21 protein-coding genes are annotated in these 19,607 nt (G+C 61.2%); 6 read left to right on the top strand and 15 right to left on the bottom strand.

The annotated features are described in order from the left end of the window. The first annotated feature begins 122 nt into the window (after positions 1–122). Positions 123–2,015: a DEAD/DEAH box helicase gene (locus FW764_RS21945; RefSeq protein WP_446435679.1), complete on the top strand. Its 1,893-nt coding sequence runs from the start codon at positions 123–125 to the stop codon at positions 2,013–2,015. Positions 2,016–2,082: 67 nt separating this feature from the next. On the opposite strand, the gene FW764_RS21950 is transcribed toward FW764_RS21945, so the two are convergent. Further along, positions 2,083–2,451, bottom strand: a complete 369-nt coding sequence (locus tag FW764_RS21950; protein ID WP_446435680.1) for a nuclear transport factor 2 family protein — start codon at positions 2,449–2,451, stop codon at positions 2,083–2,085. Between the two features lie 125 nt (positions 2,452–2,576). Here FW764_RS21950 and FW764_RS21955 point away from each other — a divergent pair, with 125 nt between their 5' ends. After that, a complete protein-coding gene (locus FW764_RS21955; protein WP_446435681.1) occupies positions 2,577–3,461 on the top strand; it encodes a LysR substrate-binding domain-containing protein in 885 nt (294 codons plus the stop codon). A 60-nt stretch (positions 3,462–3,521) separates the two neighbouring features. Here the strand turns inward: FW764_RS21955 and FW764_RS21960 are convergent, their stop codons facing one another. After that, positions 3,522–4,118 carry a YceI family protein gene (locus FW764_RS21960; RefSeq protein ID WP_026013867.1) on the bottom strand — a complete coding sequence of 199 codons (597 nt, stop codon included), beginning with the start codon at positions 4,116–4,118 and terminating at the stop codon, positions 3,522–3,524. Positions 4,119–4,150: 32 nt separating this feature from the next. Then, entirely contained in the window at positions 4,151–4,702 is a 552-nt protein-coding gene (locus FW764_RS21965) for a cytochrome b (protein ID WP_446435682.1), read from the bottom strand. A gap of 273 nt (positions 4,703–4,975) precedes the next feature. Between FW764_RS21965 and FW764_RS21970 the strand changes: the two genes are divergently transcribed. Both FW764_RS21970 and FW764_RS21975 read left to right on the top strand, forming a co-directional pair. Continuing rightward, the gene (locus FW764_RS21970) at positions 4,976–6,382 is read left to right on the top strand and encodes an adenosylmethionine--8-amino-7-oxononanoate transaminase (protein ID WP_446435683.1); all 1,407 of its coding nucleotides are present in this window, start codon (positions 4,976–4,978) and stop codon (positions 6,380–6,382) included. Between the two features lie 92 nt (positions 6,383–6,474). Then, a complete protein-coding gene (locus tag FW764_RS21975) occupies positions 6,475–7,194 on the top strand; it encodes a 16S rRNA (uracil(1498)-N(3))-methyltransferase (protein WP_446435684.1) in 720 nt (239 codons plus the stop codon). A gap of 40 nt (positions 7,195–7,234) precedes the next feature. Here the strand turns inward: FW764_RS21975 and FW764_RS21980 are convergent, their stop codons facing one another. Both FW764_RS21980 and FW764_RS21985 read right to left on the bottom strand, forming a co-directional pair. Beyond that, positions 7,235–8,137: a transporter substrate-binding domain-containing protein gene (locus FW764_RS21980; RefSeq protein ID WP_446435685.1), complete on the bottom strand. Its 903-nt coding sequence runs from the start codon at positions 8,135–8,137 to the stop codon at positions 7,235–7,237. Between the two features lie 28 nt (positions 8,138–8,165). Continuing rightward, positions 8,166–9,407: a D-amino acid dehydrogenase gene (locus FW764_RS21985; RefSeq protein WP_446435686.1), complete on the bottom strand. Its 1,242-nt coding sequence runs from the start codon at positions 9,405–9,407 to the stop codon at positions 8,166–8,168. 108 nt (positions 9,408–9,515) lie between these two features. On the opposite strand from FW764_RS21985, the gene FW764_RS21990 reads away from it, so the two are divergent. After that, positions 9,516–10,418, top strand: a complete 903-nt coding sequence (locus FW764_RS21990) for a LysR family transcriptional regulator (RefSeq protein ID WP_446435687.1) — start codon at positions 9,516–9,518, stop codon at positions 10,416–10,418. A 126-nt stretch (positions 10,419–10,544) separates the two neighbouring features. Here FW764_RS21990 and trhA read toward each other — a convergent pair whose 3' ends face one another. Beyond that, a complete protein-coding gene (gene trhA, locus FW764_RS21995) occupies positions 10,545–11,162 on the bottom strand; it encodes a PAQR family membrane homeostasis protein TrhA (protein WP_446435688.1) in 618 nt (205 codons plus the stop codon). Between the two features lie 346 nt (positions 11,163–11,508). On the opposite strand from trhA, the gene FW764_RS22000 reads away from it, so the two are divergent. Next, the gene (locus FW764_RS22000; protein ID WP_446435689.1) at positions 11,509–12,423 is read left to right on the top strand and encodes a LysR family transcriptional regulator; all 915 of its coding nucleotides are present in this window, start codon (positions 11,509–11,511) and stop codon (positions 12,421–12,423) included. On the opposite strand, the gene madM is transcribed toward FW764_RS22000, so the two are convergent. From madM to mdcA, 9 genes are all read right to left on the bottom strand, one after another. Further along, positions 12,420–13,184, bottom strand: a complete 765-nt coding sequence (madM, locus tag FW764_RS22005) for a malonate transporter subunit MadM (protein WP_446435690.1) — start codon at positions 13,182–13,184, stop codon at positions 12,420–12,422. The genes FW764_RS22000 and madM overlap by 4 nt on opposite strands. 5 nt (positions 13,185–13,189) lie before the next feature. Then, positions 13,190–13,582, bottom strand: coding sequence for a malonate transporter subunit MadL (gene madL / locus FW764_RS22010; RefSeq protein ID WP_446435691.1), 393 nt, complete (start codon positions 13,580–13,582; stop codon positions 13,190–13,192). Between the two features lie 67 nt (positions 13,583–13,649). Continuing rightward, the gene (gene mdcH, locus FW764_RS22015; RefSeq protein ID WP_446435692.1) at positions 13,650–14,549 is read right to left on the bottom strand and encodes a malonate decarboxylase subunit epsilon; all 900 of its coding nucleotides are present in this window, start codon (positions 14,547–14,549) and stop codon (positions 13,650–13,652) included. Beyond that, positions 14,546–15,142, bottom strand: coding sequence for a malonate decarboxylase holo-ACP synthase (locus tag FW764_RS22020; protein ID WP_446435693.1), 597 nt, complete (start codon positions 15,140–15,142; stop codon positions 14,546–14,548). Before FW764_RS22020 ends, mdcH begins: the two co-directional genes overlap by 4 nt. After that, entirely contained in the window at positions 15,136–15,906 is a 771-nt protein-coding gene (mdcE, locus tag FW764_RS22025; protein WP_446435694.1) for a biotin-independent malonate decarboxylase subunit gamma, read from the bottom strand. Before mdcE ends, FW764_RS22020 begins: the two co-directional genes overlap by 7 nt. Then, positions 15,903–16,745: a biotin-independent malonate decarboxylase subunit beta gene (locus tag FW764_RS22030; protein ID WP_446435695.1), complete on the bottom strand. Its 843-nt coding sequence runs from the start codon at positions 16,743–16,745 to the stop codon at positions 15,903–15,905. Before FW764_RS22030 ends, mdcE begins: the two co-directional genes overlap by 4 nt. Then, on the bottom strand, positions 16,738–17,037 hold the full coding sequence (locus tag FW764_RS22035) for a malonate decarboxylase subunit delta (protein WP_446435696.1): 300 nt from the start codon (positions 17,035–17,037) through the stop codon (positions 16,738–16,740). The genes FW764_RS22030 and FW764_RS22035 overlap by 8 nt, the downstream gene beginning before the upstream one ends. After that, a complete protein-coding gene (locus tag FW764_RS22040) occupies positions 17,037–17,870 on the bottom strand; it encodes a triphosphoribosyl-dephospho-CoA synthase (protein WP_446435697.1) in 834 nt (277 codons plus the stop codon). Before FW764_RS22040 ends, FW764_RS22035 begins: the two co-directional genes overlap by 1 nt. Continuing rightward, positions 17,871–19,541 carry a malonate decarboxylase subunit alpha gene (gene mdcA / locus FW764_RS22045; protein ID WP_446435698.1) on the bottom strand — a complete coding sequence of 557 codons (1,671 nt, stop codon included), beginning with the start codon at positions 19,539–19,541 and terminating at the stop codon, positions 17,871–17,873. It lies immediately after the preceding gene. Between the last annotated feature and the right edge of the window lie 66 nt (positions 19,542–19,607).

The raw sequence follows: 19,607 nt of genomic DNA on the forward strand, positions 1-19,607 counted from the left end.
GCGAGCCAGTGGAGTGCCCGCCAGACGCAGCAGGACCGGACGGGGTTGCGCTCCCCTAAGCGCCATTCACGCCCGGCAAGATTATCCCTTTGGGCCAAGCCCTAACTAAAACAGGATTACTCATGTCCTTTGCTTCCCTCGGTCTCTCCGAGGCTTTAGTCCGCGCCATCGAGGCAGCGGGCTATACCGAGCCTACTCCGGTGCAACAGCGGGCCATTCCCGCCGTGTTGCAAGGTCGCGACCTGATGGTTGCGGCTCAGACAGGTACTGGTAAAACCGGTGGTTTCGCCCTCCCGATTCTGGAGCGGTTGTTCCCCAACGGTCACCCGGACAAATCCCAGCGTCACGGCCCGCGCCAACCGCGCGTACTGGTCCTGACCCCAACCCGCGAACTCGCCGCCCAGGTGCACGACAGCTTCAAGCTGTATGCCCGCGACTTGAAGTTCGTCAGCGCCTGCATCTTCGGCGGCGTCGGCATGAACCCACAGGTTCAGGCCATGTCCCGCGGTGTTGACGTGCTGGTTGCCTGCCCGGGTCGTTTGCTCGATCTGTGCGGCCAAGGCAGCGTTGACTTGTCCCACGTGGAAATCCTCGTGCTGGACGAAGCCGACCGCATGCTCGACATGGGCTTTGTCCATGACGTGAAGAAGGTCCTCGCGCGGCTGCCGGCCAAACGCCAGAACCTGCTGTTCTCGGCCACGTTCTCCAACGACATCACCGCTTTGGCGGGCAAGTTGTTGCACAACCCGGAACGCATTGAAGTCACGCCGCCGAACACCACGGTTGAGCGTATCGAGCAGCGTGTATTCCGCCTGGCCGCCAGCCACAAGCGCTCGCTGCTGGCGCACCTGATCACCGCTGGCGCGTGGGAACAGGTGCTGGTGTTCACCCGCACCAAGCACGGCGCCAACCGCCTGGCCGAGTACCTGGACAAGCACGGCCTCACCGCTGTCGCCATCCACGGCAACAAGAGCCAGAACGCGCGCACTAAAGCCCTGGCCGATTTCAAGGCCGGTGAAGTGCGCATCCTGGTCGCCACCGATATCGCCGCCCGCGGGCTGGATATCGACCAACTGCCGCACGTGGTCAACTTCGAGCTGCCAAACGTCGACGAAGACTATGTGCACCGTATCGGCCGTACCGGCCGGGCCGGTCGTTCAGGCGAGGCCATTTCCCTGGTCGCACCGGACGAAGAAAAACTGCTGAAAAGCATCGAGCGCATGACCAAGCAGAAAATCGCCGATGGCGACCTGATGGGCTTCGACTCAAGCGCTGTTGAGGCTGAGAAGCCTGAAGTGCGCGAGCGTCCGGATGTGCGTAACCCGCGCAACCCTCGTGGTCCGAAGGGCGATGGCCCGAACGGCGGCGGTGGTGGCGGTGGTCGTCGCGATAAGGGCAAAGACAAAGGCGGTAAGGAAAAAGCGCCTACCAACGGCCGTGGCGAACGCCCAGCCCGTGAACAAAAGCCCCGTGAAGGCACCCCGGCCCGCGAACAACGCCAGCCGAGCCAGCCGCCACGCGCCGCCGCCGACCGTGCACCGGACGAGTTCCTCGACGACGACGTGGATAACTTCGGTAACCGCGTTGACTACGTGCCACAGGCCAAACCGGCCCAGGGCCGTGGCCGTCGCCCAGGCGCTCCGTCACAGGGCGCAGGCGCCGGTAGCAGCGCGCCACGTGGCGGCCAGCCACAGGGCGGTCGTCAGAACGGCCCGCGTAACAGCAGCGGCGGCACCACCGGCACGCCACCGGCCAAACGCAGCGGCCCGCGCAATGGCGCACCACGTGACGGCCAGGCGCGTCGCGAAGACTCGCGCAGCAACAACCGCCGCCCGCCCCGTGACGACCAGCCTCGCTCGTCCGAGCCCGCCGTGCAAAACCCGCGCGGAGGCCCGGCGCCGAAGATCATCCACAAGGAGTCGAAAGCTGACCGCTTCCCGACACCTGAACAGTTGGATCAGTTGCCAGGCCGCCCTCGGGGTGAAAAACCAGCGCTGCTGACCCGCAACCGCTGAGTTTTAAACAGTAAAAAAAACGCCCCGACTGTTCGGGGCGTTTTTGCATCTGGCGCCTGGCACATCCTTACGACGCTTCACCGGCCTTGTGAAAGAGTTTGGCGAAAATCATCCAGCGACCCTCAACTTTCATCAGATTCAAATAATCGACCATTACATTATTAAACAAGCGCAACCGCACTTTCACGATGGCCATCTCCGAGGACATCACGTCAATCATCAGCACTTCATCAAGTTGTGGAAAACCGCCTTCTTGGGGTGATTTTCGGCCTTGAACCATGGTCCGATACTCGGCGAAAGGTCGAACCACCACGTCTGCATTCTGCGCGCTATACAAGACACAGCCACGGTGAAAGACTTGATCGAACTTGTTCAAGTCCTGGGTTTGCAACACATTAAAGTAGTCTTTCAGAAACGCTTGAATTTCGTCTATCACGACTCACAACTCCCGACTGTTCAGCATGGCGTTATTTAAATAAATAACGGGTCGCCCATTATCAGTAGCCCCCTCAGTTCACGTATAGCGGCTATTATTAGTCTTTTTTGTGAAAGGAATTCACATTGAAACTCCCTCCTCTCGCCGCATTACGTGCCTTCGAAGCGTTGGCCCGGCTGGGCAAGGTGAACTTGGCCGCCCTGGAGTTGCACGTCACCCACAGTGCCGTCAGCCACCAGCTTCGTGCACTTGAAGAGTATGTGGGCATCGCGCTGGTGATGCGCAACAAACGCTCCTTGATGCTGACCGATGAGGGCCGTGTGTATGCTTATCAGATCCGGCAGGCACTGGGAGAGATGGCAAGCGTCACGGAAAAACTCATGGCGAAAACCAAGCACCCGCAACTTACCGTCTCGGTGCTGCCCTCCTATGCCATGCACTGGTTACTGCCGCGTTTGCATGATTTCAGGCGTGCCCATCCCGAGCTGCACCTGAGATTGGAGTCGAGCATGGAGTTCGCCAGCTTCGAGCAGGGCGCGCTCGATTGCGCTATCCGCTTCGGCCATGGCCAATGGCCCGATGTGCATTGCGAAACGCTGATGGGCGACTCATTGCTGGTGGTTGCCGCACGCAACTTCAATCACGGCGTTCTGCCCGACACGCCGCAAGCTATCTTGGAGCAGCCGCTGCTGCACGCCAGTGAGAGCTGGCCGATCTGGCTCGGCGCAGCGGGCGTGGAAGAGCAACGCCCTCAAGCCTCGCTGGAGTTCACCGACTCTACGTTGATGCTCGAAGCCGTCAGGCTGGGGTATGGCGTCGCGTTGACCCGTCGCTCGATTGCCCACTCGCTGATCCAACGCGGGGAGTTGGTCAAACTCACCGACATCGAGCCGATTCACTCTTCACGCTACTTTCTGGTCTGGCCGGCCGGCAGTAAGCACTCAGCGCAACTCACCTCGTTGCAGAGCTGGCTCAAAGAGCAAGTCGTGATCTATCAGGACAGCTTGTAAACCGGCAGACAGCAAAACGCCGACCCTGAGGTCGGCGTTTTGATTTGAGCCGCGAAATAATTACTTCGCTTTCACGCCTTCAAACGTCACGTACAGCTCAACCGTGTTGGACGCTGGGCCCAAGTCCATCTGCTTGCCGAAGTCCTGGCGGTTGAAGCTCGTGGTGCCTTCAAAGCCAGCACGGTAGCCGCCCCATGGATCCTTGCCTTCACCCAGGAAGGTGGCCTTGACCACGATCGGCTTGGTCACGCCGTGAAAGGTCAGATCGCCGGTCACGTCGGCAGTGACTTGGCCAGCAGCATTTTTACCGGTGGTTTTAACACTGGTGGAGACGAACTTGGCATCGGCAAACTTGCCAACGTCCAGGAAGTCTTTGCTGGCGATGTGCTTGTCACGTTCGGCGTGGTTGGTGAACACGCTGGCGGTACGGACGTTGAATTCGATCTTGCTGTCTTCAGGCTTGGCAGCGTCGAAGCTGAACTTGCCGTCCAGGTCCTTGAAAGTACCGGTGATGAAGCTATAGCCCAAGTGGCTGATCTTGAAGTCCACGAAGGCGTGCTGACCTTCTTTGTCGACAACATAATCAGCAGCCATCGCTGAACCTGCGGACAGCAGGGCAGAACCGATTGCCAGAGCGGCGAGCGTCTTTTTCAACATGCTTTCTATTCCTTGTGAGTCGAGGTTGAACATCAGGCTTTGCGCCCCAGCATTCGCGTCAGGGTCACATCACGATCAATAAAGTGGTGTTTCAACGCAGCCACGCCGTGCAAACCGGCGAAGACCACCAACACCCAGGCGAGGTACAAGTGCACCACACCGGCGGTGTCTGCCTGGTCCGGTAGCCCGGAAACCATGGCAGGAATCTCAAACAGGCCAAACACCGGGATGCCGACACCGTCGGCGGTGGAAATCAGGTAACCGGCAATCATCACGGCAAACAGCCCGAGATAAAGGAAAGCGTGGCCAAACGCAGCCCCGATACGGGTCAAGCGGCTGTAACTGGCCAACGGTGGCGGCGGCGGGCTAACCAGACGCCAGACAATGCGCACCAGCATGATGGCGAACAGCGTGATGCCAATGCTCTTGTGCAAGTCAGGCGCGTCTTTGCGCCAGGCGCTGTAGTAGTCGAGACCGACCATCCACAGGCCCAGCGCAAACAAACCGAACACCACCAGGGCCACGCCCCAGTGCAAAACCATACTGACCCAACCATAGCGGGCCGGTGAATTACGTAGCTGCATGTCCCAAATCCCGTAAGAACTGTGCCCAAGACTAGCGATTTACCTATCGAATTAAAGCGGAAAATTTCGCTTTGAAATATCGAGAAATACGATCAAGAGGTTATGCACAGTACGTTAACAATGGATTAAGGACTATTCCTAAGAAACGTGACAGACCGTCCCGCGTTTACTGCGAATTCGTCCGTAATGGGTTGTGACACAGCCTGGCATTGCATAGGCTTGCGCGATTGTTACGCCTGCGCTTGCCGCAGGACCGCTTCGAGGAGATAACCGATGGGCTTGAATAACCAGTGGATGCAACGCGACCTCGCGGTGCTATGGCATCCCTGCACCCAGATGAAAGACCACCAGCAACTGCCGCTGATCCCGATCAAGCGCGGGGAAGGCGTGTGGCTGGAAGACTTCGAAGGCAAGCGTTACCTCGACGCCGTCAGTTCTTGGTGGGTCAACGTGTTCGGCCACGCCAACCCGCGCATCAACCAGCGCATCAAAGACCAGGTCGACCAACTGGAACACGTGATCCTCGCCGGGTTCAGCCACCAGCCGGTGATCGAGCTGTCCGAGCGCCTGGTCAAAATGACGCCTGAAGGTTTGACCCGCTGCTTCTATGCCGATAACGGTTCGTCATGCATCGAAGTCGCACTGAAGATGAGCTTTCACTACTGGCTCAACCGTGGCCTGCCGAACAAGAAGCGCTTTGTCACCCTGACCAACAGTTACCACGGCGAAACCATCGCCGCGATGTCGGTGGGCGACGTGCCGCTGTTCACCGAAACCTACAAAGCGCTGCTGCTCGACACCATCAAAGTGCCCAGCCCGGATTGCTACCTGCGCCCCGAGGGCATGAGCTGGGAAGAACACTCGCGCAGCATGTTCCTGGCCATGGAACAGACCCTGGCCGACAACCACGACACGGTCGCCGCCGTGATCGTCGAACCGCTGATTCAGGGCGCCGGCGGCATGCGCATGTACCATCCGGTGTACCTCAAGCTGCTGCGCGAGGCCTGCGACCGCTATGGCGTACACCTGATCCACGATGAAATCGCCGTAGGCTTTGGCCGCACCGGCACGATGTTCGCCTGTGAACAGGCCGGTATCCGCCCGGACTTCCTGTGCCTGTCCAAAGCCCTCACCGGCGGCTACTTGCCGCTGGCGGCCGTGGTCACCACCGACGATGTCTACGATGCGTTCTACGACGACTACCCGACCCTGCGCGCCTTCCTGCACTCCCACAGCTACACCGGCAACCCGCTGGCGTGTGCCGCGGCGCTGGCGACCCTGGATATTTTCGAAGAAGACAACGTCATCGAAAACAACAAGGCCCTGGCCCAGCGCATGGCCACGGCCACCGCACACCTGGTGGACCATCCGCACGTGTCGGAAGTGCGCCAGACCGGCATGGTGCTGGCCATCGAGATGGTGCAGGACAAAGCCACCAAGACCGCCTACCCATGGCAAGAACGCCGTGGCCTGAAGGTGTTCGAACACGCCCTGGAACGTGGCGCACTGTTGCGGCCGTTGGGCAGCGTGGTGTATTTCCTGCCGCCGTATGTGATCACGCCAGAGCAGATCGACTTTTTGGCCGAGGTCGCCAGTGAAGGCATTGATATCGCCACCAACAAAAAAGTCAGCGTGGCGGTACCTAAAGACTTCCACCCAGGCTTCCGCGATCCAGGCTGACGGTCACTACCTGATCATTCCCACGTTCTGCGTGGAAATGCAGCCCAGGACGCTCCGCGCCCGCTGTGCACAACCTTCTCCAGAGAACAGAAATGAGACTGTCCCGCTTTTTCACCGACACCCCGCTGAGCCTCGGCGAGCACGAATTGCCCGAAGCCCAGGCGCACTACATCAGCCGTGTCTTGCGCATGGGCGAAGGCGACGCCGTGCAACTGTTCGACGGCTCAGGCCAAGAGTTCCTCGGCGCGTTGCTGGAGGTCGGTAAAAAACGCGTCAGCGTGCAACTCACCGAAAGCTTCGCGGGCCAGACTGAGTCCCCGCTGCACATCCACCTCGGTCAGGGCCTGTCCCGGGGCGAGCGGATGGATTGGGCGATCCAGAAAGCCACCGAACTGGGCGTGAATGAGATCACACCGATATTCAGCGACCGCTGCGAAGTACGCCTCAAGGACGAACGCGCCGATAAACGCCTGCTGCACTGGCGTCAGGTGGCGATCAGCGCGTGCGAGCAATGCGGGCGTTCAACGGTGCCGGTGATTCACCCACCGCTGTTGCTGGCCGACTGGTTGAAGCACACCAAGGCGGAGTTAAAACTGGTGCTGCACCCAGTGGCCGAGCCGATGATCAGCCATGCCAAGCCTGCCAGCCTGGCGTTCCTGATCGGGCCTGAAGGCGGGTTAACCGATAACGAAGTCGACACCGCCCAAGGCGCCGGTTTCCACGCCGCCCGCCTCGGCCCGCGTGTGTTGCGCACCGAAACGGCGCCCGTAGTCGCGCTGGCCGTCGCCCAGCAACTGTGGGGCGATTTCTAACCAACTTTTGCAAACCCAATTCAAATGTGGAAGGCGGTTATCAGTCCACCGGATCACTCACCGGCCTGGCAATAATCGCCTTCAGCTCAGTGGTCATCGGGAACTCCAGGTTCAGGCCCTTGGGCGGAATCGGCTGTTCAAACCAGCGCTGGTAGATCCCGTTGATCTCCCCCGAGCGGTACAGCTCGCCGAGTGTCTCGTTGACCACCGCGAGGAACTGCGGGTCGTCCTTGCGCAGCATGCAGCTGTAGATCTCCCGTGACTGCTCTTTACCCACCACCACCCAGCGGTGCGGGTCACGGGCCTTGGCGCGCTCGCCGTAAAGCAGCGCGTCATCCATGTAGAACGCCGCCGCACGGCCGGTCTCGAGCATCTTGAAAGCTTCGCCGTGGTCCTTGGCACTGATCACCGACATAGCGCTGCGGTGTTCGGCGTTGTAGCTCTTGAGAAAACGCTCATTGGTGGTGCCGGCGGTGGTCACTACGCTCTTACCCTTGAGGTCTTCAAAGCCGTTGATGTCGCTGTCCTTGGCGGTCAGCAACTGGCCTTTCACGTAGATAAAACCGTAGGAAAACGCCACCTGTTTTTGTCGCTCGGCGGTCACACCGGTGGAACCGCACTCCAGGTCCACAGTGCCGTTCTGCACCAGCGCAATACGGGTTTGGGACGTCACCAGGTTGTACTTCACGTTAAGGTTGGCCACGCCGGTCCTCTGCTGAATCCGCTCGACGATTTTGCTCGCCAGCTCTACTGAGTAGCCCATAGGTTTGCCGCTGTGATCGCCGACGTAGGAAAACGGTACCGATGCATCGCGGTAACCCAGGGTGATGGACTTGGCGTTGGCGATCTTGCTCAACGTGCCGTCCAAGGGTGCGTCATTCGCCTGAACCTGAGCGCCAAAAAAAAGCATCAGGGTGCAGCCGGTCAACAGGATTTTTTTCATTGTTATTCTCCGTTGGTGGTGTGACGAATCAAGCCGCGCGAGGCGCCAAGCCCTGCATATCAATAGAAGGTACGTGTTGGCCGATCAGCTCGGCCAGCAGTTGGCCGCTGCCGCAAGCCAGGGTAAAGCCAAGCGCGCCGTGGCCCAGGTTCAGCCACAGGTTGCGATAAACGCTGGCGCCAATCAGCGGCACCCCGGTTGGCGTAGCCGGGCGCATGCCAGCCCACTCAACCGCTTGGTCGTAGTCGCCAGCCAAAGGGAACGTCTCCAGCGCCTGGCGTTTGATCAGCGCCAGGCGCTTGGGCTCAAGGCTGGCGTCGAAGCCCACAATGTCGACCATCGCGGCTACACGCAATTGCTCGCCGATACGCGCGTAGACGATCTTACGGTCGTAGTCGGTGATGCTCACATTCGGTGCCTGGTGCTGTGCACCGATTGGCACGCTCAGGCTATAGCCCTTGAGCGGATACAGCGGCAGTGACAACCCTGGCAACACGAAGTCGGCACTGCGATGCCCAGCAGCGAGTACAAGCTGCTCGACCGGCATTATTTCATCGCCCAACACAACAGCCTGCACCGCACCGTCGGCGCAACGAATGCCTGTGGCCTTACGCCCCAACAAAAAGCGGCAATGCCCCGAGGCCTCAAGGCGCGCGGCCAGGCGCTGGCAGAAGGCGTGACAGTCCGCCACTTCTTCATTCGGCGTGTAAATACCGCCGATAAAACCGTCACCGGACAACGCTGGCTCCAGCCGCACGCAATCGGTGGCCGACAGCACCTGCTGTTGCAGAATATCGGTGACCTTGCTGCGCGCACGCTCAAAAGTAGCGGCGCTGCGAAAGGTCACCAGCTTGCCGTTGCGCCGCCAGTCGAAGCCGTCCAGTCGGTCATTCTCGCGCCACTGCTGCAACGTGGCTTGGCTCAGGCATGCCAGACGCAGCAGGTGAGCCGCATTGCGTTGGTTCACCGAACCACGGCAGGCCCCGATAAAGGCTGCCATCCAGCGCCATTGCTGAGGGTCGAGGCGTGGGCGCAGCTTTAATGGTGAATCACCGCGCAGCAGCCAGCCGATGGCTTGCAACGGCACACCTTTGTCGGCCAATGGCGCGACATAGCGGTACGACAGTTGCCCACCGTTGGCGAAACTGGTTTCGCTGCCCAGGCTGTCGCGTGCGTCGATCAACGTCACCTCATGGCCTTCACGCACCAGTGCGTAGGCACTCGCCAAACCGATGACGCCACCGCCGATGATGCAAATACGCTTGGCCATGCCCACCGCCTACCGTTGAATGAATAGGCCTCGAGCGTAGGGGCAGGTGACAGGCCAGCGACAATGAATAAAGATGGGTCACCTATAAACAAAGGTTATGGACGTACCATGCGTTTGCGTCACATCGAAATCTTCCAGGCCATTCGCCAAACCGGCTCCGTCAGCGCCGCCGCGCAGTTGCTGCACGTCTCGCAACCCGCTGTGACTAAGGTGTTGCAGCACGCCGAGCAGCAACTGGGGTTCCCATTGTTTCTGCGCGTGCGCGGTAAACTGCAGCCGACCCCTGAAGCCCTGGCGCTGGAAAGCGAAGTCGAGAAAGTCACCCAAAGCCTGCAAGGCGTGCGGCGCCTGGCCAAGAGCCTGCGCCGTGAACCTGGGCAAAGTGTACGGATTGGCGCCATTCCGGCGCTGGCCCTGTCGCTGCTGCCGCCGGCGATTCTGGAGTGGACGCGCGACTACCCGGACATCGCCTGTGAGCTGTCCAGCGACCACAGTCGCGAGTTGGTACAGAAACTGTTGATGCGTGAGATCGACCTGGCACTGACCCTCAACTTCTCCGGCCACCCCGGCTTGACCACGCAAGTATTGGCCAATGGGGGGTTGGTGGCGTTGGCTTCAAAAGGCTATTGGCCGCAGGCGCAATTGCACCAACCACTGCCACTGGCCGATCTGGCGGGGGCGCCGTTGATTGGCTTGTCCAGCGCCGACCCGTTGGCGGCCAAACTCGACAGTTACCTGGAAAATGTCGACCCGCCGCCGCGGGTGACCATTTCCGTACAGACCTATTCCCTGGCCCGGGCCATGGTGGAGTCCGGCGCCGGTTTGACCGTGATCGACCCGTTCACCGCCCTCGGCGCATCGACGGCCACTACCTGCATCCGTACGCTTACCCCGCCGCTGCCGATCACCCTGTACGCGCTGACCCGTGCCGATGAACCGCCGCCGCATATGCTGGCGAACTTGCTGCAGATTTTCGGCAAGCGCGCGCGTGAACTGCTGGAACGCTTATGAGAACACCACAAAACTAATGTGGGAGCGGGCTTGCTCGCGAATGCGGCGTGTCAGCCACTTCATCCGTCACTGATACACCGCATTCGCGAGCAAGCCCGCTCCCACATTTTTTAACCGCGCTGCCTGTTACAGCACGTAATGCATGATCGCCACAAAATGCAGCACGCTGCCGCCGATCACGAACAAGTGCCAGATGCCATGGGAATGGCGCAGGCGATCCTCCAGGGCAAAAAAGATGATGCCGACGGTGTACAACACCCCGCCCGAGGCCAGCCACACAAACCCCGCCGTGCCCAACGCAGCAAGCAGTGGTTTGACTGCCACCAACACGATCCAGCCCATCACCGCGTAGATCACGATCGACAGGATGCGTGCCTCGGAGCGTGGCTTGATCTCCTGCAGGATGCCGATCACCGCCAGCCCCCACACGATCCCGAAAAGCGTCCAGCCCCACGGCCCGCGTAGCGTTACCAAGCAAAACGGCGTGTAGCTGCCAGCGATCAGCAGGTAGATCGAAAAGTGGTCGACCTTCTGCATGATCTCTTTTCGTCGCCCGCGCACGCTGTGGTAGACGGTGGACGCGCTGTACAACACCAGCAGCGTAACGCCATAAATCGCCACGCTGACGATCTTCCAGGGGCTGCCGTCCAGGCTTGCCACCACCAACATCCACACTGCGCCAACAAAAGCTGCAACGGCCCCGGCCAAATGGCTCCAGGCGTTAAATCGTTCCCCGTGATACATGTGTCACTTACCTCGAATAACGGTTACCACTTGGTTGTGCTACCTGCATTCTGACGCGCTGGGCGGCTCGGCAGGTAACAACCTTTTCTTCATTTTCCCAAACGCATACGCCGATAGATGATTCGCTTCATGCCTGGGCCCCAAATTCGCCAACGTCGGCATTCTCTTCGGCCGACGCCTGCTTAGCTTGGCGGGTGCGGTTGTGACCGTGTGCAGGCGGTACCTGTTCCCCCGTTGATCACCGCGTGCGCAGGTTTGGCCTATGCCAAGTGGCGGTGCAGTGCATGGCTGGGAGTGAACGGGTTTTAGGGGCACAATCGAGCGCATTCGAATAAGAGCCACGGCCATGCTGATCGACGAAGAATTCACCCTCAAGAAACTCGAGATCTTCCTGGCGTTCATGCGCACCGGCAACCTGGCCCGCGCCGCCGCCGAACTGCAAACCAGCAACGTCAGCGTGCACCGCGCCATCCATTCGCTGGAAAACGCGCTGCGCTGCCCGCTGTTCAAGCACGAAGGACGTAACCTCACCCCGCTGGAAAGCGCCTACGTGCTGGAAGAACGCGCGCAAAAGCTGGTCGCCGAGGTGGTCGACAGCGTGCGCCTGACCCGCGAAGCCGCCGGTTTCTCGGCTGAGCGCTTCAAGCTCGGCTCGCTGTATTCGCTGACGGTCAAAACCGTACCGCAGCTGATCATGGGCCTGAAAATACGCCGTAGCGAACTCAATATTGACCTGATCCTGGGCTCCAACTTCGACCTGCTCTACAAGCTCAAGAACATGGAAGTCGACGCGATCCTGATCTCCCTCGACGAACATGCCAACGACCTCGACTGCGAGCAGATCGCACTGTTTTCTGACGACATCTTTCTCGCCACCCCGGCCGACTCGCCGTTCGACCGCGAGCAGGAAATCGACCTGGCCGACGTGCGCGACGCCACCTTCATCACCCTCACCCAAGGCTTCGCCACGCATCAGGATGGCAACCGGGTGTTCAAGCAGGCGGGTTTCGAGCCGAAGGTGGCCATGCAGGTCAATGACATCTTCACCTTGTTGAGCATGGTCAGCTCAGGCGTGGGTTATGCGTTGCTGCCAGGGCGGATTGCGGCGGTGTATGAGAACCGCGTAAAGCTCATACCGCTGCAACCCAGGTATCGGTTGCAGCAGCATATTGGCGTGATGTTTCTGAGGGCCAAGGAGCGCGATCCGAACTTGCTCGCCTTGCTCGCAGAATGTCGGATGTACGCCAATCGGGGCGCCTAACCCACCAATCCACGCACGATCAGAAACAACAACGATGGCCCCAACAAACACCCCAGCGCCGTATAAAACGCTGCGGTGAGGCAGCCATACGGCACCAGTTTCGGATCGGTTGCCGCCAACCCGCCGGCCACGCCGCTGGAGGTGCCCATCAAGCCTCCGAAAATCACTGCGCTGCGAGGGTTGTTAAGGCCGATCAACGGTGCCACGAACGGCGTCATGACCATCACCAGAATTGCCTTGATCAACCCGGCAGCAATGGACAGCGCCATCACTTCGGAGCTGGCGCCAATCGCCGCACCGGTGACCGGCCCGACAATATAGGTCACGGCGCCGGCGCCGATCGTGGTCAGACTCACCGCATCGGTATAACCGAACGCCATAGCCACGCCGACCCCGGCGATAAACGATGAACCCACGCCAACAAACAGTGCTAGCACACCGGCATAGCCGGCGCGTTTGAGTTCATCGACACTCACCCCAAACGCCGTGGCGACAATCGCAAAGTCCCGCAGCATTGCACCGCCCAACAAGCCAATGCCCGACAGCAACGGAATATCCACCACCCCTTTAGCGCCACCGGTAAATGCGCCACCGACATAAGAAAGCGTCAGCCCAAGCAAAATAGCGATGGCCGAGCCGTGCAGACGGCCTTTGGTAAGGTGATTGGAGATCCAATAGGACACCCACATAGTCAGGCCGATCACGGCAAAACCACTGATCAGGCCGTAGCCGGTGATCACTTTCATCATCGATTCGTACATGACGATCACCCGGCTTCTTTGGTGGGAACAACCGCGCGCGGCTCACGGTTGCCGATGCGTGACAGCACCGGCACTAAGGCAAAGCCCAACACCACTGCAAGCGTGCCCGCCAGAATCGCCATAGGGCCGCCCTTGATCGCGCCGTAGACGTTTTGCTGGGCCGCCATGGCGACAACAATAGGAATGTAAATCGCCGCCCAGAACGTCAGGCCCTGCTCGGATGTGCCGACAAACAGGCCGCGTTTTTGCAAATAACTGCCCAGGCCGATCAGCAACAACATGGCGATACCCACGCCACCAACGTTGGCAGGGATGCCCAGTAACTTACCCAGCACCTCGCCCACAAACAGCCCCACCAGCGTACAAAACGCTAGAAACGCTACACCGTAAATAATCATCGTGTTTTTCCTCAAAGTGCTTCATCGAAATTGTTGTTTTTGTGCTTCGAAAGCCTTGGGTAATGCTTTATCGGTGGCGGCGCTCCTCCTCTTGCAGCAGAGCCTGCAGGGTGTCCAGGCGTGCGCCTTCGCAGGCGATCACCGTGCCCTGTTCGAAGACACGGCGTGACAGGCCGGTCAGCACCGCGCCCGGCGGCAGTTCGATTTGCAAGCGCACGCCACGCTCGTATGCGCTTTGCACGGTGCCGCGCCAATCGACAACGCGGCACATGTTGAAGGCCAGGTCGTCGCGCAGCTGTTCAGGGTTGTGGATCGGCCGCGCGCGGGTGCTGCTCAGGTAGGTAATGCGCGGCGCTTTGAGCGTCACGAACGCTTGGGCCAGTGCCTGGGCAGGCGCCTCCAGCAGCGCGCAATGGGACGGCACGCTGACGGCCAGGCGCTTGGCGATGCCGTTGCCTTTGATGCGTGCTGCGACGCGCTTCATCGCCTCATCGCTACCGGCAATCACGGTTTGGTTGTCGGCGTTGATGTTGGCCAAGTACACCGGGGTTTGCGCACTGTGGATATCTGCCAGCAAGGTTTCGACGGTGGATAACTCAGGGCCGATGAGCGCGGTCATCCCGTAGCCCTGTGGATAAGCGTTTTGCATCAGCTCGCCGCGCAGGCTGACCAGTTTTATCGCGTCGGCAAAATCCAGCGCTCCGGCGATAACCGCTGCCGGGTAGGCGCCGATGGACAGGCCCGCCACATAATCCGGCGTGTGTTGCAGTTGGCGGGCATGGGCGACGCCGACGATCAGCAGGCATAGCTGAACGGCGCGCGTACTCGCCAAGGCTTGCGCTGAATCGAGCGTGCGAACGTCTTCACCCAAAGCGTCACTGGCTTGTTCCAAGACATCGGCCGGCAGCGCCTGGAGCATGCCCGTGCGCTGGGCGCCCTGCCCCGGAAATACCAAAAGGCTGCTCATGCCACGGCCTGCCACGGATCAACCACCAAATGCGCGCCGCTAGCGGTTTTCAGCAGCACCCGCCGTGATCCGCCCGCCCATTCGCGCAAAGCGACGGCGCCAAACGGGGTTTGCAGTTGCAGGTCCACGGCGCATGGCGCGGTGTCCAGAATAGCCAGCAGATCCTTGGCATCACAGCGCTCCAACCGCTCGTGCGTACGCAGAATCAAATCCAGATCGCTCTGTTCATGCAGCGCCTCAACCCCGCTGGCCAACTCAAAACCCGCGCTGCCCGTGATGCCCCACGTCTCTTGCGCCAACATCGGCCGCAGTAGATCAAGCGCGCGCAACGCCGGTAAATCGCGCGATGAAGTCACCCCGCGCAGCGCCTCGGGCACTACTCGCCGCTGCACCGCCGTGCGGGGCATCAGCGTCGCAAAACGCTGCTCACGCAACCGCCCCCGCACGCCGACCGCCACCTGGCCCGGCTCGACGACGGCGCGACGCACCACCACCGGGTGACCAGCGTTGATAGCCTCCAACACCCAAGCCGGAGCGTCGGCGGACAGGTGCGCCGGGGTCATGCCCCAGAGCAAATCGTGGGCGTTCACCATTGCTCCCGCAGCAGTTGGCGCACGCGGCTGGAGGCTTCTCGATTGGTGGCGCCCAGGCGGCCGCTCAAATCACGACCGTCGATATTTTTGATCGCACTGAGCAGGCAATCACTGACCCGCACCACATCGTCCGCCGTAGGTTGCTCTATCTGGCTGACCGACAGTGTTTCCCAGAGCAAACCGAGGCTGGCATAACTGTCGATGTCGTAGGCCATGGGCGGCACGCTGGCGGCCAGGGTTTCCAGCTCCTCGACGCTGCGCAGGGTCACCCGCGCCGCCGAAGCCTTGCCCATGGCGTGCACCATCACGCCGGGGTCACGCAGGGCGATCATGCGGTTGGCCTGATAGCCATGGGCGAGGAACGCGCCGGACATGGCCTTGCCCACCAACAGCGCAATCACCGGGTGCCCGGCCAACCGAGCGCGGGCGTAGCTATCAGCGGCGGCGGCCAGGGCTTGATGGATGCCGAGGGCTTCTTCGCGGCGGCCATAGGCTTGGCTGGGCACATCGACGATGGCAATGATCGGGCGCTTGTCGCCACGGGCGATGGCGTCGTCCACGGCCTTGGCCAAACCCCAGCCTTCGAGCAGGCCGACTTCGCCATTGCGCGCCCGCGCGAAGCGGTTGTGCGCGTCGGTGACCACGGCGATAAAGCGCACGGCGTGTTCGCCTAATACGCCATCGGCGACTTTCAGCGACGCCGGCAAACCGTCAACGGGTGTGGCGCCGTTGCTCAATGCGTTAAACCACAGCAACCCTCTCATGAGCGGTCTCCTTGATACAGGTCGCGCACCGTGGCCGCGTCGATTTGCGGCGCAGCGTCCAGTTCGGCCAGGCGCGACAGATAGAAATCGACCTGACGGCTGCGCGGGTGTTCGGGCAACCCTTGTTGCAACAGCGCGGTAATGGTCTGTTGGATCTGCGCCACATCGTCCGCCACATAACGGTCGGCCAAACCGCTGTTAAAGCGTTGCTCGCCGCCAGTCAGGCTCCAGATAAAGGGGCGGTCGCGGGAGTCGTATTCTTCCAGGCCTGCTTCCTGCTCGATCACCTGCGGGCCATTCAGGCCCAGGCGTGCTTCACGGGTGACGACGAGGTAGCTGCACAACCCGGCAGCAATGGACATGCCGCCAAAGCAACCGACGCTGCCCGCCACCACGCCGATCACCGGCTGGTACTGGCGCAAGTCGACAATCGCCGCGTGGATATCGGCAATTGCAGCAAGCCCGAGGTTGGCTTCCTGCAGGCGTACGCCGCCGGTTTCCAGCAGCAGCACGGCGCGGGTCGGGATGCCCTTGCGGTTGTCTTCAGCCGCCAGTTCCAACGCACCGGCGATTTTCGCGCCGCCGACCTCACCGAGGCTGCCGCCCTGGAAGTTGCCTTCGATAGCCGCAACCACCACCGGCAATCCGGCAATGCTGCCCTTGGCGATCACCACACCGTCATCGGCCTGGGGCACCACGTCTTGGCGGCTGAGCCACGGTGACATCACGCGCTGGAACGGATCGATCAGCTCGCGGTAAGTGCCGGCGTCCAACAAGGCCTTGGCCCGTTGCCGCGCACCGAGTTCAACGAAACTGTGTTTGTTGAGCAAGTCAGTCATGGCCGATCTCCTCGAAGCCTTGCTCCAGGCGCAAGCGCACCACGCCGGGGGTGGCGCCGAAATCGTGGATATCAATGTTCAGGGCCAGTGGCGTCTGCTCCTGAAAGATCCGTTCGAACAAGTGCTGCCAACGTTGCTGCGCTCCATTGACGGAGGTTTGCACCTGGATGGTCAGCCTGCCGGGCGTGCCCGGTTCCAGCAGCACTTCGAGGTCGCCGGAGCCGACACAACCCACCAGTGCGCGGCCTTTAGGCGGCTGCCCGGCTGGGAATTCAAAGGATAAGGTTTCCATCACAACGCTCCGTCGAGGCGGTCGATAAACAGGCAGGCGGCCAACAGGTCGGCGGCGCCGCCAGGGGAGGCATTCAGGGCCAGTAATTGCTGGTCGAGTTCATGCAGTTGGCGGCGACCGGCGAGAGTCGCGCTGCCACCCGCATCCAGAACGGCTTGGGCGCCGCGTTGCATGGTGTGTAGGCCTTCGGTTCCGGCGCGGTAGAGCACGCAGGTGTCAGCCAGGTCGGTCATGATCGCGAGCAACGCATCCAGGCGCGCGTTCTGTTCGCCTGCATTTTGCTCGCGGCTTTTGTGCAGTTGCGGCAAGCCGCGTTGCACCACGGACGGGAAGCCCTGTTGCGCTTCTTCACGGGCGCCGCGTGCACCGTAGCGCTGGGCGACTTGGGCGCCGTGGCTCAGGGGCTGCGGGGCGTAGCGGTCGTTGAGCAGGGCCAGTTTGGCCGCCGTCAGCGTAACGGCGCGTGGCTCCAGCGCCGCAGCAGCGGTGAGCAAGCCAAGGGCCCAAATCGCGCCGCGATGGGTGTTCACCCCGTGGGTGGTGGTGAGCATTGCCTGTTCACCTTCACGACCGATACGCCCGAGGGCTTCGCGCAGGGGCAAACCGACTTCACCGAACTCAAGTGCGGCTTCGGCCATTTCCTTGAACATCGGCCACAGCGACAGCGCCGAAGCGTGCATCAGGCCCAAGTGCAAATCGCTATGGGCACCGTTACCGCGACGGTCGACCAAGGCAGGTTTTGGCGACAGGTCAGCCTCATCGATCAACGCCTCGACGGCCCTATCCGCCAGGCGATCAGCGAGGCTTATTTCATGCAGTTTGAGAGCGCGCATTTACCAGCTCCTGAACTTGGCGGGCGGGTTGTACAAGCCACCGGACCACTCCACCAAGTCCGCCACGCTCTTGGCGGCCAACAGCTCGCGCGTGGCATCGGTGCGGCGGATGCCGAGGTCTTCGGGCAACGCGATCAAGCCTTCGCGGCGCATGCGCGCGGTGTCCTTGGGGTTGTGGCGCATACCGATAGCGGTGACGCCGGCGACAGCGGCGATCATCGCCTGACGCTCTTCCAGAGAGCGCGCCTTGTACAGGTAGGCGATACCTTCTTCGGTGAGCAGGTGGGTGACGTCGTCGCCGTAGATCATGATCGGCGCCAGGGGCATGCCGCTTTTGCGTGCGACGTCCACCGCGTCGAGGGTTTCGACGAAGGTCGGTTTGCCGCCTTCCTGGAAGGTCTCGACCATTTGCACCACGAGTTTTTTGCCGCGTTCGAGCAGAGCCTCCGGCGCGTCATCGTGGCGCATATCCAGCCAGGCCGGGGTGCCATGGCGACGACCACGCGGGTCGTGGCCCATGTTCGGCGCGCCACCAAAACCCGCCAGGCGGCCACGGGTCACGGTAGAGGAATGCCCGTCGCCGTCCACTTGCAGGGTGGCGCCGATAAACAGGTCCACCGCGTACTGGCCTGCCAGTTGGCAGAACATCCGGTTGGAGCGCATCGAGCCGTCGCGGCCGGTGAAGAACACATCCGGCCGCGCGGCGATGTAGTTTTCCATGCCCAACTCGGTGCCGAAGCAATGCACGCTTTCGACCCAGCCGCTTTCGATCGCGGGGATCAGGGTTGGGTGGGGGTTGAGGGTCCAGTTGCGGCAGATTTTGCCTTTAAGACCGAGGGACTCGCCGTAGGTGGGCAGGATCAATTCGATAGCGGCGGTGTTGAAGCCGATGCCGTGGTTAAGTGACTGCACATTGTGTTTTTCGTAGATCCCACGGATCGCCATCATCGCCATCAGCACATGCACCGGCTTGATATGGCGCGGGTCGCGGGTGAACAGTGGCTCGATGTAGAACGGCTTGTCGGCCACCACCACAAAATCCACCCAACTGGCGGGGATGTCGACACGCGGCAAGTCGGTCACGTCGTCCACCAACTGGTTGACCTGCACGATGACGATGCCATCACTGAACGCGGCGGGTTCGATCAGCGCGGGAGTGTCTTCGGTGCTGGCGCCGGTGTAGATATTACCGGCGCGGTCGGCCATGAAACCGGCCGAGAGCACGACGTTGGGGATCAGGTCCACCACCAGCCGTGCGTAGAGTTCGATATACGTGTGGATCGCGCCGATTTCCAGCAAGCCGTCTTCCAGCAACTGGCTGATGCGCAGGGATTGGGTGCCGGCGAAGGAGAAATCCAGCTTGCGCGCGATGCCCTTTTCAAACAGGTCGAGGTGCTCGGAGCGGCCGACGCTGGGCATGATCATATGCAAATCGTGGAGCTTGGCCGGGTCGGCCTTGGCCAGGGAGCGCGAGAGGAAATCGGCTTGCTTCTGGTTGTTACCCTCCAGCACCACGCGGTCGCCAGGCAGTATCAGGGCTTCCAGGGACTCGACGATTTTGTCGCTGGGCAACACCGCCCCGTCTGCGTACTTTTTGACCAACCCGAGGCGCCGCTGCTTCTCGTCGCGCCGCCGCGTCCAGCGCGAGTCGGGGGTGATGGTTGTTGTCATGGTCGCTCCACGGGGTTTGCTGTCGTGGGCTTACCTTAGGAGTGAATCCGGGGGGCATCAATCAAG

This window comes from Pseudomonas sp. 1152_12 (assembly GCF_052850675.1).

Excerpts from the sequence above, each read along its gene's own strand:
- FW764_RS21945 (WP_446435679.1), top strand. The coding sequence starts at position 123 with ATGTCCTTTGCTTCCCTCGGTCTCTCCGAGGCTTTAGTCCGCGCCATC.
- FW764_RS21960 (WP_026013867.1), bottom strand. The coding sequence starts at position 4,118 with ATGTTGAAAAAGACGCTCGCCGCTCTGGCAATCGGTTCTGCCCTGCTG.
- FW764_RS21965 (WP_446435682.1), bottom strand. The coding sequence starts at position 4,702 with ATGCAGCTACGTAATTCACCGGCCCGCTATGGTTGGGTCAGTATGGTT.
- FW764_RS21970 (WP_446435683.1), top strand. The coding sequence starts at position 4,976 with ATGGGCTTGAATAACCAGTGGATGCAACGCGACCTCGCGGTGCTATGG.
- FW764_RS21975 (WP_446435684.1), top strand. The coding sequence starts at position 6,475 with ATGAGACTGTCCCGCTTTTTCACCGACACCCCGCTGAGCCTCGGCGAG.
- FW764_RS21980 (WP_446435685.1), bottom strand. The coding sequence starts at position 8,137 with ATGAAAAAAATCCTGTTGACCGGCTGCACCCTGATGCTTTTTTTTGGC.
- FW764_RS21985 (WP_446435686.1), bottom strand. The coding sequence starts at position 9,407 with ATGGCCAAGCGTATTTGCATCATCGGCGGTGGCGTCATCGGTTTGGCG.
- FW764_RS21990 (WP_446435687.1), top strand. The coding sequence starts at position 9,516 with ATGCGTTTGCGTCACATCGAAATCTTCCAGGCCATTCGCCAAACCGGC.
- trhA (WP_446435688.1), bottom strand. The coding sequence starts at position 11,162 with ATGTATCACGGGGAACGATTTAACGCCTGGAGCCATTTGGCCGGGGCC.
- FW764_RS22000 (WP_446435689.1), top strand. The coding sequence starts at position 11,509 with ATGCTGATCGACGAAGAATTCACCCTCAAGAAACTCGAGATCTTCCTG.
- madM (WP_446435690.1), bottom strand. The coding sequence starts at position 13,184 with ATGTACGAATCGATGATGAAAGTGATCACCGGCTACGGCCTGATCAGT.
- madL (WP_446435691.1), bottom strand. The coding sequence starts at position 13,582 with ATGATTATTTACGGTGTAGCGTTTCTAGCGTTTTGTACGCTGGTGGGG.
- mdcH (WP_446435692.1), bottom strand. The coding sequence starts at position 14,549 with ATGAGCAGCCTTTTGGTATTTCCGGGGCAGGGCGCCCAGCGCACGGGC.
- FW764_RS22020 (WP_446435693.1), bottom strand. The coding sequence starts at position 15,142 with ATGGTGAACGCCCACGATTTGCTCTGGGGCATGACCCCGGCGCACCTG.
- mdcE (WP_446435694.1), bottom strand. The coding sequence starts at position 15,906 with ATGAGAGGGTTGCTGTGGTTTAACGCATTGAGCAACGGCGCCACACCC.
- FW764_RS22030 (WP_446435695.1), bottom strand. The coding sequence starts at position 16,745 with ATGACTGACTTGCTCAACAAACACAGTTTCGTTGAACTCGGTGCGCGG.
- FW764_RS22035 (WP_446435696.1), bottom strand. The coding sequence starts at position 17,037 with ATGGAAACCTTATCCTTTGAATTCCCAGCCGGGCAGCCGCCTAAAGGC.
- FW764_RS22040 (WP_446435697.1), bottom strand. The coding sequence starts at position 17,870 with ATGCGCGCTCTCAAACTGCATGAAATAAGCCTCGCTGATCGCCTGGCG.
- mdcA (WP_446435698.1), bottom strand. The coding sequence starts at position 19,541 with ATGACAACAACCATCACCCCCGACTCGCGCTGGACGCGGCGGCGCGAC.